The sequence below is a fragment of the Cohnella sp. WQ 127256 genome (assembly GCF_024519285.1).
Taxonomy (GTDB): Bacteria; Bacillota; Bacilli; order Paenibacillales; family Paenibacillaceae; genus Cohnella.
The window spans coordinates 457514-470173 of the sequence record NZ_JAMZCY010000002.1; the positions used below are offsets into that span (position 1 = coordinate 457514).

18 protein-coding genes are annotated in these 12660 nt (G+C 46.1%); 15 read left to right on the forward strand and 3 right to left on the reverse strand.

What is annotated here, in order from left to right; all coding sequences use genetic code 11:
* Positions 1-181 precede the first annotated feature (181 nt).
* Positions 182-865, forward strand: coding sequence for a PsbP-related protein (locus M1K58_RS10035; protein WP_256758687.1), 684 nt, complete (start codon positions 182-184; stop codon positions 863-865).
* Positions 866-925: 60 nt separating this feature from the next.
* Here the strand turns inward: M1K58_RS10035 and sda are convergent, their stop codons facing one another.
* The gene (gene sda / locus M1K58_RS29655) at positions 926-1099 is read right to left on the reverse strand and encodes a sporulation histidine kinase inhibitor Sda (RefSeq protein WP_372339141.1); all 174 of its coding nucleotides are present in this window, start codon (positions 1097-1099) and stop codon (positions 926-928) included.
* A gap of 229 nt (positions 1100-1328) precedes the next feature.
* Between sda and M1K58_RS10040 the strand changes: the two genes are divergently transcribed.
* Positions 1329-2078 (forward strand): DcrB-related protein, encoded by a 750-nt coding sequence (locus M1K58_RS10040; RefSeq protein ID WP_256758688.1) that lies wholly within the window; start codon positions 1329-1331, stop codon positions 2076-2078.
* Positions 2079-2107: 29 nt separating this feature from the next.
* Here the strand turns inward: M1K58_RS10040 and M1K58_RS10045 are convergent, their stop codons facing one another.
* A complete protein-coding gene (locus M1K58_RS10045; protein ID WP_256758689.1) occupies positions 2108-2668 on the reverse strand; it encodes an ImmA/IrrE family metallo-endopeptidase in 561 nt (186 codons plus the stop codon).
* Positions 2669-2745: 77 nt separating this feature from the next.
* Positions 2746-3150, reverse strand: a complete 405-nt coding sequence (locus M1K58_RS10050; RefSeq protein ID WP_256758690.1) for a helix-turn-helix domain-containing protein — start codon at positions 3148-3150, stop codon at positions 2746-2748.
* Between the two features lie 265 nt (positions 3151-3415).
* Between M1K58_RS10050 and M1K58_RS10055 the strand changes: the two genes are divergently transcribed.
* The 13 genes from M1K58_RS10055 (at position 3416) to M1K58_RS10115 (ending at position 12655) form a co-directional block, all read left to right on the forward strand.
* Positions 3416-3994 carry a sigma factor-like helix-turn-helix DNA-binding protein gene (locus M1K58_RS10055; protein ID WP_256758691.1) on the forward strand — a complete coding sequence of 193 codons (579 nt, stop codon included), beginning with the start codon at positions 3416-3418 and terminating at the stop codon, positions 3992-3994.
* Positions 3995-4115: 121 nt separating this feature from the next.
* Entirely contained in the window at positions 4116-4964 is an 849-nt protein-coding gene (locus M1K58_RS10060) for a hypothetical protein (RefSeq protein ID WP_256758692.1), read from the forward strand.
* Between the two features lie 14 nt (positions 4965-4978).
* Complete coding sequence (locus tag M1K58_RS10065) at positions 4979-5170, forward strand: YqzN/YkzM domain-containing protein (protein WP_256758693.1); 192 nt, start codon at positions 4979-4981, stop codon at positions 5168-5170.
* A 1-nt stretch (position 5171) separates the two neighbouring features.
* The gene (locus tag M1K58_RS10070) at positions 5172-6620 is read left to right on the forward strand and encodes a phage tail sheath family protein (protein ID WP_256758694.1); all 1449 of its coding nucleotides are present in this window, start codon (positions 5172-5174) and stop codon (positions 6618-6620) included.
* 15 nt (positions 6621-6635) lie between these two features.
* Positions 6636-7043: a phage tail tube protein gene (locus M1K58_RS10075; RefSeq protein ID WP_256758695.1), complete on the forward strand. Its 408-nt coding sequence runs from the start codon at positions 6636-6638 to the stop codon at positions 7041-7043.
* Positions 7044-7063: 20 nt separating this feature from the next.
* Positions 7064-7468, forward strand: coding sequence for a phage tail assembly chaperone (locus M1K58_RS10080; protein ID WP_256758696.1), 405 nt, complete (start codon positions 7064-7066; stop codon positions 7466-7468).
* A 23-nt stretch (positions 7469-7491) separates the two neighbouring features.
* Positions 7492-7635, forward strand: coding sequence for a hypothetical protein (locus M1K58_RS10085; RefSeq protein ID WP_256758697.1), 144 nt, complete (start codon positions 7492-7494; stop codon positions 7633-7635).
* A 4-nt stretch (positions 7636-7639) separates the two neighbouring features.
* Positions 7640-9067, forward strand: a complete 1428-nt coding sequence (locus M1K58_RS10090; protein ID WP_256758698.1) for a hypothetical protein — start codon at positions 7640-7642, stop codon at positions 9065-9067.
* A gap of 36 nt (positions 9068-9103) precedes the next feature.
* Positions 9104-9724, forward strand: coding sequence for a LysM peptidoglycan-binding domain-containing protein (locus M1K58_RS10095; RefSeq protein WP_256758699.1), 621 nt, complete (start codon positions 9104-9106; stop codon positions 9722-9724).
* A 14-nt stretch (positions 9725-9738) separates the two neighbouring features.
* A complete protein-coding gene (locus M1K58_RS10100) occupies positions 9739-10686 on the forward strand; it encodes an XkdQ/YqbQ family protein (protein WP_372339142.1) in 948 nt (315 codons plus the stop codon).
* Positions 10679-11098, forward strand: a complete 420-nt coding sequence (locus M1K58_RS10105; protein WP_256758701.1) for a hypothetical protein — start codon at positions 10679-10681, stop codon at positions 11096-11098. Before M1K58_RS10100 ends, M1K58_RS10105 begins: the two co-directional genes overlap by 8 nt.
* On the forward strand, positions 11091-11540 hold the full coding sequence (locus M1K58_RS10110) for a DUF2634 domain-containing protein (protein ID WP_256758702.1): 450 nt from the start codon (positions 11091-11093) through the stop codon (positions 11538-11540). Before M1K58_RS10105 ends, M1K58_RS10110 begins: the two co-directional genes overlap by 8 nt.
* On the forward strand, positions 11540-12655 hold the full coding sequence (locus M1K58_RS10115) for a baseplate J/gp47 family protein (protein WP_256758703.1): 1116 nt from the start codon (positions 11540-11542) through the stop codon (positions 12653-12655). Before M1K58_RS10110 ends, M1K58_RS10115 begins: the two co-directional genes overlap by 1 nt.
* Positions 12656-12660 lie beyond the last annotated feature (5 nt).

Sequence of the window (12660 nt, forward strand, 5' to 3'; positions counted from 1 at the left end):
TGATTATTTATGTTTAAACTTACGCATGGGTAATTGTGGGGAATTGTTGAAATTGTTTCATAATTAAGCGAAAATTTTGTCGAAAAACCTTTACTAAACAAGGAAAATCTTGTATTCTTGTCGAAGAGCACAAGTTATTGGTAAAATATAACATATAGTGCTCAATAGGGGGATATGGATTATGAAGAGAAACTCATCAAAAAAGGTATTAAAGATGTCCATTGCATTAGGATTGTTGGCGTTAGCTTTAAGTGCATGTGGAGGTAACAAAGACGACAATAAGAACGCATCTCCATCACCATCGGCGTCTCCTTCTGCATCTGAAACACCATCGGCATCACCATCGGCATCACCATCAGCGTCACCATCTGCTGAAGCAAGCGCACCAGCAGCATCGGATGTTACAGCGGGGTTCAAGCTATACGAGGACAAGACGAACGCGACAAGCATTGAGTACCCAGAGGATTGGACAGTACTAGATAATATTACTGGTGTTACTGCCATTTTCAAGTCTCCGCAAGAGAATGCTGATGATAAGTTTCAGGAAAATGTCAATATCATCGTTCAGGATTTAGGTGGGCAGGAAGTGACATTAGAGCAATACGTTGAAGTTACGAAGCAACAGTTGGGTCAAATCATTACGGATCTTAAGATCACCAATGAAGGTTCGGATACTAATGAAGAGGGTACGGATGTTTACGCTCTTGAGTATACGGGTAAACAAGGAGAATTTGATTTGATTTGGCAGCAAATGTTCATGATTGAGAAAGGTAAAGCCTATGTTCTCACATATACTGCTGAACCGGGTAGTATTGAGAAATTTGCGGAGCAGGTTGGAACTATGGCGGACACTTGGATTTGGTAATCATGAAATAATGCCATCATAACGCAAATACGATTCGCGGTCCCTATCGGGGCCGCTTTTTTAATGTGTATCACAATGTACAAGGACCTCTTCAATCGTTAACTCACGGTTAATAATTTCTTCAAGAAGCATCTGAATGAATTCGTCATCTGGTGACTGCTCTGAAGCTAAGTTAAATTTGTTAATTAGAAAAGTATTATCTAAAGCATGAATAGTGTCTCTTATATCCCGCATGTCAATCACCAGCCTATTAGTCTTGGTATAGTCATCGTATCGCCAAGGTATTAGAAATGATGAATAAAAAGGATTAACACTTTGTTAGTTATTTTAATACTTTTTTACTATTACCCTTTATTCATCAAATGAAAACATCAAGAGGAAGGAAAGAAATTCTGTATTCTTGTCGAAAGTGTGTTTATAATGATAAATGTTGCATTTGGTATAATTTGGGGGGGCGAGGAAAATGAATAAAAGATCATCGCAAAAAATGTTGAAAATGTCTATCGTGTTAACTTTGCTTGCTCTAGCATTGAGCGCATGCGGCGGCTCGAAAGACGACAATAAGGAGTCGTCACCATCAGCATCTGCGGAAGTGAGTGCATCAGTAGAAGCTAGTGCATCAGCGGAGATCTCTGCAGAGGTGGAGGCAGAAATAGAAGTAGAGGCAGAATTGTCTGTAGAAGCGGAGTTGACGGTGGAGGCAGATTTATCGGTAGAGGCAGACATGATCACGGATACAGAAGTGCCAGCTGGCTACAAGCTGTTCGAAGATCGAACATACGGGACAAGCTTCCAATATCCTGAAGATTGGACGGTACAAGAAAACGTTGATGGTGCACTTGCCTTATTCCTATCTCCTAAGGAAAGCGAAAGCGATAAGTTCCAGGAAAACGTTAGCGTTATCGTTGAAGATCTAGGTGGAGAGAAGGTAACGCTGGATCAATACGCAGAGGTTTCGAAGCAGCAACTGGGCGCAGTCATTACAGATTTCAACATCGTGACAGAAGAAAAGGGAACTCTTGAGGATGGAGAAGAAAGTTATAATCTGTTGTACAGCGGGAAGCAAGGTGATCATAAATTGACTTGGCAACAAGTTTACATGATTGTAGAAGGCAATGCTTTTGTCATCACTTATACAGCGGAACCGGCCAGTTTTGATAAATTTGTGGAAGCAGCTGGCTCCATCGTTGAATCATGGACTTCATACGAGTAATTCATAGCATAGTAACGAAACGCGGCCCCTCATAGGGTCGCGTTTTTGATGCGGAGATCGATATTCAGCAGTACCTGCTGCGCCTCTTGCTTAAGTACTTCTTCCCAAACTATCGAAGATAGCATCCTGCGCTGGATTTGTTCCAATCTCCTGCGAGCCAGCTCGAACGTTACTCCAAAATGTAGCGAAATAACCTCAGCAGCCTCGTCTATCCGCTCAGGGAGCTTGAGATGCTGTAGCATGGAAAAAGGGATTGCCGCGTAGAGAACGAATCGGTTAGCTTCAGCTTCCTGGGCTTCACAAAATAGGCGAGGCATTGTTGTCTGATTTCCTGCATGTCTAAGGACATGGCACAGCTCGTGCAAGAAGTCCTCCCATTGGGATTCTCGATCTTGCCGCTGATCGATTAAGATGGAACGCAACCCCATGTACTCCAATGCACGACTAGTGTCCTGCAAATAATGCACCCACACGTCTAATCGCGTAGCTACTTCCTCAATATTTAACTGAGAAGAAGTGAAGATTCCGAATTTCAGCCACAATTGCTCTATCCATTGTTCTAATGGAGTCGTTTCATAGTATCTGTACATAGTTCCATCCTTATTAATGAGAATGTATGTTCGTATTTATAGTGAAAAGAAAAGCCCTTTGCGGGCTTTGTGAAAGGCTAGCTCTTTCCTTGTTGGTCTCCGGGTTTCCTACCCTTTTCCTTCTCCTGAATGAACTCCCAGAAGCGACGCATTTCCTCTTTACGCTCCTCTGGAGCATTCAAGTAATCCTTGAAAAATACTCCATGCTCCGGATTGTTGATAAACTCCTCGAAGGCTGGGTGATCTGTTGTGCTCGGCGAAGCATTGTAATCCGCCGATGCAACTTCCGTCCGTCCTAGCAAATAGTCCGTCGTCGTACGATAATATTCCGCAAATCGACTGAGCATTTCTGGATCGGGCTTACGGTCATCGGATTCATATCTGGAAAGCTGAACATTGCTTATTCCTAAGTGTTTGGCCGCATCTAGCTGTGTTTTACTGAATTTCTCGCGTCGTTCCCGAAGACGAAAACCTAACGACATCGTAATCTACCTTCTTTTATATGGATAATTGCAGTATATCATATTTTCCGTTTTGGTAAACCTGTAACTTTGCCAAAATGGTAAACTATCTGTTGACTTTGCCTAAATGGCAATATATGATGGTTTCACATTACCGTTTTGGTAATAATTTCTGAGCGAGTACTGCTTAAGGAGGGACATCACGAATGAACCGGAGTTGTAAGATGTCTTTTATTTTCTTCATAGTTTGCCAAAATGGCAAAATTATAAAAAAGGAGTTGAATATATGGAAACCATTCGAGTGATAGAGCTAGGACGGGCTACTTTAGAGAATTACACAGAAACTAGAAGGATGCTGCTTCGCAAAGCGGACGAGCTGACTGTGCGGATCAATCGGTTGGAACCCGTCAAATCGCTTGAGGGCATGAATGAAATTCTAACCTTAGATAAGGATCGTCGATTAATTGTCGAAATGATCGCAAGCTGCTCTTATATTATCGAATGGCTCGATACGGGGAGAAGACCAGGCAACCGAAGAGGCATCGAACGTCGAGCGGGTTATCAAAGGGAAGTTCTCATGGATCCAGCGATGCTGCCTAGGGTAACACTTTACTCGGGAATAACTGAATCTTTGCAGCCGGAGAAAGAGGAAACGAATGAAAGCCGATTTCGACTTGAAGCCGCACTCCACGGATTGACTGAAAGAGAACGCAGCTGCTACATGCTCGCTCACGGCGAATGTTATTCTTTTGCCGAAATTGCATCTCTTCTGAACATTAGTAAGTCCAGTGTTGGAACCTACATGATGCGTGCACAGCGCAAGGTCACGGACAACGTCAACAATATCCTCATCCTCGTAGGTTAAGGCAATTGCTAGGCTGTCGTACGGTTGCCACTTAATAGTGTGAGGACAAATTGATTTAGAGGAGGACTAACATGGCAAACATGAAAAATCAGTTTTTATTTCAGAGTGATGGGCTTCAGCCATGAGGAATGGCATCTCGCAACGATTGACCCAAGCAATTCCGTTAATCGCTGGAAGGGTAGTTGAAGCCCATGAATCCATGGACAGTCTCATTAAGCCTTACGTGTTACTCGTACAAGGTGCTGATGCGGAAGACACCCAATGGACGGGATTACGAACTTCATTTGAGGTCTGGCCTTATGTATCTCAGACGGCGGGATTTGCTGACGTAGATGAGCTTGCGAATCTCATCGTTACCGCGCTTGACGGACAAGCAGTTACCGATCCTGATACGAACGAAGCGTTCACTTGTCAATATGAAGGGAACGTGGGTGCCGACAAGGTCGACATCGAGCGAAACGCGCTTACTCGGGGCCTTCGATTTTCTGTAATCGGTGTTCAGCGAGTATCAGAGCTAGACGTTGTACAGGAAGATGACTGGATAGTCGCCCTCTCAGAATGGACTAAGAATGAATTGGGTAGCGCTGACTGGCAGGTGTACAACGGCAAATGGCCTACGGATTACACAAGACCTTCTGTCTTATGGAGATTGGAAGGTATGGAATCTATCGCGAGTTCACGCGCTGCTACGATTGAAGTTCGTAAGAAAGCGGTCGGTCATGTGATCGGTCGAACGGTGAGCGAGCAGACAGCAGCTATTGTGGAGCTTACGCAAAGCTTAACGAGTGCCGTGAAAATTCCGTTAAGTCTCCCAGATCGTCGTTATTTAACTGTACTTAGTCCGATTGTCGATCTTGAACAGGATACGATGACCGAGGGGCAAATCTCTGTAACCTTGTCTCGCAAAATCGAGCGTCATTTAGAAGATAGCCCATTGATGCGGGAAGTAAATTTCCAAACCAAACTATGAACGAGGTGGTACGAATGGCGAGCAAGAAGCCCGGAAACGGCGAAACCCATTACAACCAGGATGAACTCATAAACCATGCGCAGGCGCTGTTTCAAGTGAATCCTGAAGTTGTCGCTGGAGCTTTTCATCAAGCTGAGCAAGATCAATTTACTATCGATGAAGCGAAACGCTTAATCGGACAATTTCTGAAAGGGAAGGTGCTTTAATATGGCTGGAGGAACTTGGAGTACGACGGATAAACCGGTATTGCCGGGGTTTTATATGAATTTTCGCGCAGCGGCTACCGCAGCGATTCAACCTGGTGCAAGGGGCATTGCAATTGCGCCGGTGAGGGGACATTGGGGCCCTGTTAATCAATTTGTTGAAATCGTCAGCGAAGCGAACATTGCGGACGTATACACTCGTGCGGAAGAGAATGGAGCTACTGCCTACAGTTCTCTTAAACTCGCTTTGCTCGGTGGTGCCCGTAAGGTGCTCGCTTATCGCTTGGCAGATGCCAATGCTGCGGCATCAACCGTTACTCTGTCGGACACAGCGAGCTCGCCTGTTCAAGTGTTGAAGCTGGATGCCAAGTATCCCGGTTCTAGAGGGAACGACTTTAAGGTTACGATTCAAGTCAACCCAGTCGAATCGAGTAAGAAGGATTTGAAGCTATTCGAAGGCACGACGCTTCTCCGGACCTTTACTTTCGTAGGGGGCTCCGTTCAAGCTGCGGTAACCGAAATTAACGGTGATGCTGGCAACAAGTGGATTGTTGCAACGAAGCTAGTCGAAGGGAACGGCACACTTTCTAATGTTTCCGGTATTTCCTTGAGCGGAGGTAATTCCGGTATTGCTGATATTGCTAATGCGGACTATTTGAATGCACTAGCTCATTTTGAAACACAAGATTTCAACGTTATTTTCCTGGATGGCGTGTCCGATTCTGCACTTCATTCAAGCGTAGCTGCATGGGTTGCCCGCATTCGAAATGAGGGTAAAGGTGTCATTGCGGTGTTAGGAGGTTCCTCGTCGGACGATACGGCAGCGGATGCAGTGAGCAAAGCGACAAGCCGAAGCGCCATGTTGAACCATGAAGGCATCGTAAATGTCGGAACCGGCATCAAGATGAGTGGGAATTCATACAGCTCAGCGCAGGCTTCAGCATATGTGGCTGGTCTTATTGCAGGCCAAGGCTTAAGTGAATCTACGACCTATGCTTCATCTCCATTCGAAGATGTTACCCGCAGATGGACCCGATCAGAACAAGAGCAGGCTGTTCGCAATGGGGTATTTCTACTAGTTCATGATGGTCGACTAGTGAAGGCATTACGTGGGATTAATAGCTTGACCACATTGCGTGAAGGACAGAACAATCCGTGGAAGAAAATTCGTACGATTCGCGTCATGGATAGCATTAATTCCGACCTTCAACGGACGGCGGAAGATTCCTACATCGGCAAGGTCAACAACAGCGAAGAAGGCCGTTTGGCTCTGATTGGTGCATGCAAGCAGTACATGCAGTCACTTGCTCAGGCGGGCATTATCGAAGCTGAAGGCTATGACGTCTACGTGGATACGGATTTGACGCCAGAGCCGGATCAAGTGTTCTTGAAATGGGAAGCCCGATTGACGGATGTTATGGAGCAAATATTCAGCACTTTTATCGTGCGATAAGGAGGAAGAACAAAGATGATGGATCCGACTAGAGCGATTCTGGGTACGTATGGGCAAGTGTTTATTGACGGGGTATGGCAAACGAATATTAATAAGCTTGAAGCTGCGGTTGAAGTTGAGAAACGCGAATTGAAGCTTTCCGGGATGGAATGGACGACTCACAAGCTTGGTGTGAAAAAAGGAACGGGTACCATGAGCGGCTATAAAGTCACAAGCGATATGATTCGCCGTGGCTTCACGAAATTCGACATTATTAATAAGATTTCTGACCCAGAAGCTTATGGCTTCGAGCGCATTCGGCTCATGAATTGTATGCCAGATAAGCTTCAACTGGCTAACTGGACGGCGGGTGAAGAAGTAGTTGAAGAAACGGCGTTTACATTCGAAGGTTACGAGCTGCTTGATCCGATCGTAGTAGGCTAAATAAGAGAGGAGAGATTGCATTGTCTTTTGAAAATCTAACGGATGAACAAGTGTTACAGAGGTTATTGGATGCTGACACTTTACCCGAGCGAACGGTTCGCTTGGAACGTATGGACATCCCGGTGAAAATCCGGGGTCTTACCGGTAAACAAGTATTTAGCATCCGCGAACGATGCACCGAACGGAAGGAAAAACGAGGTCAAACAATCGAACGATTGGATGAGGAATTGTTCAACGTATCCCTGATTGCGGCGTCAACAATAACACCAAACTGGGGAAATCCCCAGTTGTTGACCAAATTCAGCGCGAGCAGTGCAGAGGAAGTGATTAAGAGAATTCTTCTGGCTGGGGAATTGTCTGCACTTGGTGATGTTGTTCTAGATTTGTCCGGCTTCAATACGGAGCTTGAGGACGTAAAAAACTAATTCAATCCGGGGCGCTTGCCGGGATGCTTCATGCATTCTGGGTTCGCCATCACCTGCGCCCCGGAGATTTCTGGCAGCTTCCGCGAGGCGAGCAGCTTTTCTTGATGGCTAGCATGGAGCTCGAATGGGAAGCAGAGCAAATCATGTCAGCGAAGAAAGGAGAGTGATGGTATGGCTGGAGAACAAATTGAAATTGTGATTGATGCTAATGGTTTGGCACGGACGGAGCAAGTGTTCAAGTCGGTGGACAAGTATTTGGAGCGTATTCACAGACGTGTCGATAAGCTTGGCAGAATGCGGGTTACCCCCATGGTCAGGTTAAATGATCGGGTTACTCCTCAACTCGAGAAGATCAACAGAGCACTTAACAGAATGACGGGGCAATTGAGGAGAGTAACAATCGTTCCTGTGATCAATTATACGGCACTAGGAATGGTATCCGTTAAGTTGAAAACAGCTCTAAAAGCAGCGTTGACCTTAAAGGCAGCATTGGATTTTAAAGCGGCCTTAAACTTAACAGCGACATTAGATGTAAAAGCAGCATTGAAAGCCGCCCTAAGTTTAAAAGCAACTTTGAAAGCCGCTTTAAACTTAAAGGCCAGCTTCAAGTTGAAGGCATCTTTAACGGTCTTTGTGAAAGGTATCTTTAAAGGGAAATGCGTTCCGTGTCTACCTGGTAAATGCAAACCCGGTAAAGCCATTAAGGATAAGGGACGAGGCGGTCTTCAACGAGAGCGGTGCAAACCGGATAAGGATAAAAAGAAACGAAACCAGAGAGATCGAGATCCGGGCAAAAAAGGACCTCTTAAGCAGAAAGACGTTCCCAAGGGCGGGGATCGGCTTAGCAAGTCTTCTAAGCCTCCCAAAATAAAGCCACCTAAGCTCCTTAAAGTCGGTAAATTCAAGGTTCCGCTTCCTAAAATGCCTAAATTTTCGATACCTAAACTATCTTCAGCACGAGGAATGCTCGGTAAAGTAACGGACGGTGCCAAATCCTTGATGGGGAGTAAAGCGGGTAAAAGTATAGGTAGGATAGGCAAGGTAGCAGGTAAAGCATTTAAACCTCTAGGTTTCGTCACTGATGCAATGAGTATATTTGGTGCGAAACCGGGTAAAGAGCGAAACAAAGCAATTCGAAGCACAGTTGGCGGATGGGGTGGTGCTGCGGCAGGAGCTGCTGCTGGCGCGGCGATCGGATCGGTCGTACCTATACTTGGAACGGCAGTAGGTGGCTTGATCGGAGGTGCAATCGGAGGTCTCGGTGGAAGTGCGATTGCGGAGAACATTGGCAGCATAGGTAAGAAAATAGGGAACGTTGGCAAGGAAATAGGTGGATGGTTCGGTTTTGGTAAGAAAAAGAAGAAAAAGGAAGAGGATCCGGTTGCATTACCGGCGCCAGCGATTCCTAGCCAGGCACAAGGGCCTTCCATGCCCATGGCTCCTGCGTTTGCAGCGTCAAGCGCCATTAATGTGAGCTTGCCCTCAGGGGCAATACAACTCACGATCCAAGGCACGGAGTTAAACTACGATGAAATATCCACCATTATCGGTAACAAAGTTGCGACCTCTATTCAACAAGCCATGGAGAACAGGGCTTGATCCTATATAAGAAATGGCGAGAGCAGGTGAGTTCACTTGGACTTTATTATCATAGACCCTACTGGGGGCACGTTCCATTTTCCAGTTAATCCTGAAGAGGTTCTAATCAGGCGGGAGAAACAGTATGAAACTGCCACGATCCTATCGCTTGGTGAGATAGATCTCCTTCAGGGGGAACGGGTTAAGGAGATTGCCTTTTCTTCTTTTTTTCCTAAAGTTTACGATCCAAGTTATTGCCGTTATCTCGATATCCCGGATCCTCAGCTTGCGATGAATAAGCTAACTGCGATGTTAATGAAGAAGCAACCGGTCAGATTAATCATTACCGATACGATCATTAACGCGCTTGTACACGTTTCCGCTCATGATTCGACCTTCAAGGGAGGGGAACCAGGTGATGTTTACTTTGATGTTACTTTCCGCACATGGCGCAATATCAAGGTGGGTTCAGTAGCAGTAGTGCAGGCATCCTCCCGTCCGGATACCAAGCCCGTTCCCAAGCTGTATATCGTCAAAGCAGGGGACACGCTCACGGCAATCGCCAAGCGGGAAATGGGTAACAGCGCGAAGTGGCGAGTCATTTACGACAATAATAAAGCAGTAATCGGGCGTAATCCCGATCTCATCAGACCCGGGCAGAAATTGGTGATGCCATGAGTTACGAGGTGGTTGTGGCCAACAGACACAATATTAGTGCTCTGATCGAGGATTTATCCTTGGAGGAGTCGTTAGAAGAAATCGCATATTGTGCGAATATGAAGCTGGTTGTTACGTCGGATTTGCCTATCATTACTCCGGGACAGGAAATACGAATCTCTGGAATTCCATTCGGAGAAACCAGGAGGGTAAATCTATTAAATCCAGGTGTTGTTTGGGAGTGCCACAGCACGAACATGGGTCGCAAGCACCTCAGTATTACAGCTTACGAGAGGACGATATATCTCGTGAAGTCTGAGGATGAGCGTCTAATGCCAGCAGGACAAACGGCAACTCAGCGAATTAAGCAGTATGCCAAGGAATGGGGAATTCCTACTGGGAACATTGTGGACACGGGGATTAAGCTCTCTAGGAACATAAAACGCAGCCAGACGATCATGTCCATGATCATGGAGGATCTGAAGGAAACCGTGGATAAAGGCGGGGCCATGTATCGAACTCGGATGTCAGAGCGCGGGTTGGAATTGGTCGAGATCGGAAGTAATAAAGTGATGTGGGAATTGGAGTCGATTGAGGAAATTACCCAAAACCGCACGCTAGAAGGCGCGATTACGCAAGTTAAAGTGATCGGCCCCCAAGAGAGTGAAGATTGGGTAGCCAAGACTTTGATTGTGCTGAAGAAGGAAACAGAGAAATATGGTACGCTGCAAAAATTAATTATGGATAACAAAATAGAGACGGTGGAGCAAGCTAAGAAAGCAGCGACAAAGGCTTTGCTTGGTCTTCAGGAAACCTACTCTGTGACAGCGCTTGATATTAATACAATACGTGCCGGAGACAGGGTACGTCTTAATACAATGGAGCTAATCGTTACTAAGGTTCGCCATCAGCTTGGTTTTCCTGGGCGTATGGAGCTTGAACTAGCCGCAGAAAACAAAGTCAGGAGGGATTATCTTGCCTGATCCATTCAAAAAATTGGTTACGACATTAGAGAACCGGTTGTCTGGCATTGCAGCCAAGACTCTATCCGGAATTCCTTCGGAGCTTGGAACAATCACAGAATCGGGATTGAAGCTTGATTCTTTCAAATACGAAATTCCGGATTACCTCATCGCTGAGTGGGTAACTCAGCTGGAGGTTCCTGAGTTCTCGATGGTGGGTACAATGACAACTCCAGTCGACGATGAAGGAAACACATTAGGCGGGGCGAATCCCTCGCAGCTTACGCGGTTTGATTTTAAGGAGACCAAGATTGACGAGGTTCATTTGAATTGGAGCGTCGGTATTAAGCCAGGAGATCGGGTGCTTGCAGTACCCGTCAATGGAGGCAAAGATGCCGTCGTCGTTTGTAAGGTGGTGAGTTCAGGTGGCTAACTTATTTCCGGTGGGAGAACTTCCGGAGGAACAAAACGATGATCGGAGTGAGAATATCGCTTTTGGTCGGAGCTGGCGTTTTGATTATGAAGCGGGAGAGTTTGTTGTGACTCCATCAGGCAAGGTTGCGAGTTTCGAAGGTACGAATGCATGGATGGAATGGTGCAAGAAAGCCTTGCAAACGGAGCGCTATCGTCATCTAATCTACTCTCGAAGCTACGGCCAAGAGTTTAACGAACTTATCCGTTCCGGTCTGCCTCGAGCGGCCATCGAGATGGAAATTCAGCGTATTACGACGGAAACGCTTGAGATGGATCCTCGAACGGCTAGTGTGGATAGCTTTACTTATAAGTGGCTTAATGACAGCTGCTATTTTACCTGTATCATCTCGAATATCCACGAGGAAACAATTGAACTCCAAGGAAGGGTGGTGAATTCCTAATGGCTGTATTACTTGATTATTTAAGTGAACAAACAGAAGAAGCGATTCGGGATCGAATGCTTAATCTCGTGCCGGTCGACTTAGACAAATCAGAAGGCTCGTATATTTGGGACTCCTTATCTCCGGCTGCCTATCAATTATATAGGGCATCTGAATGGGCTAAGGAAGTTTTGCAGCGGGGCTTTGCAATGACTACCTTTGGACCATACTTGAGGATGCGTTGTGAAGAGCATGGGGTCATTCCACGTCCGCCTGTGGCAGCTACCGGATCTGTTAAGATCACGGGGACTGTAGGAACGGTTATTCCTTTAGGTACGCTTGTCGCGACTCCGGCAGATGAGATTACGGATACTCAGTCGATTGAATACGAGACAACGGCATCGGTTACTTTGAATAGCCAAGGCGAAGCCAACGTTCCGATCAAAGCGGTTGAAGCGGGAGTTGTAGGGAATGTCCCGATTGGAGTGATAAGCCTATTGGTTCATTCTTTATCGGGCGTGGCGAGCATATCGAATGTGGTTGCAACGAGCGGTGGGACTGCTGAAGAATCTGACGAATCCTTATTGTCACGTTTTCTCATTAAAGTGAGGCAACCAGGGACAAGCGGTAATAAAGCGGACTACTTGCAATGGGCTCTTGAAATTCCCGGTGTAAGTGCGGCTCAAGTTGAACCGTTATTTAATGGCGCGGGGACGGTAAGGGTTTTTATTTTAGATGCGAATAAGCAGGCTCCAAATCAAACCATTGTGGACGCAGTTCAGGAGTATATTGCACCGGCAGTGGGCCAGGGCGAAGGAAAGGCTCCAATCGGTGCCAATGTCACGGTATCAGCGGCTGTTGAAGTGCCGATTAATGTCTCCGTGCAGATTACTCTAGCAAGTGGTTCAACCTTGAGCGAAGTAAAAGCAATGTTCGAGGCTGGTCTTAAAGCATATCTGGAGCAGCTCGCTTTCGTGGATCCACTTGTCCGTTATAACCGCATCGCTGCTATTCTGTTAGACATTCCTCCGATAATTGATTTTATTAATTTAACTGTGAATGGTAGTGAGTCAGCTAACGTCGAAGTGCAAATCGGACAGGTTGCCGTAATCGGGACGGTGAGCATCAGTGAGTAGCCTAA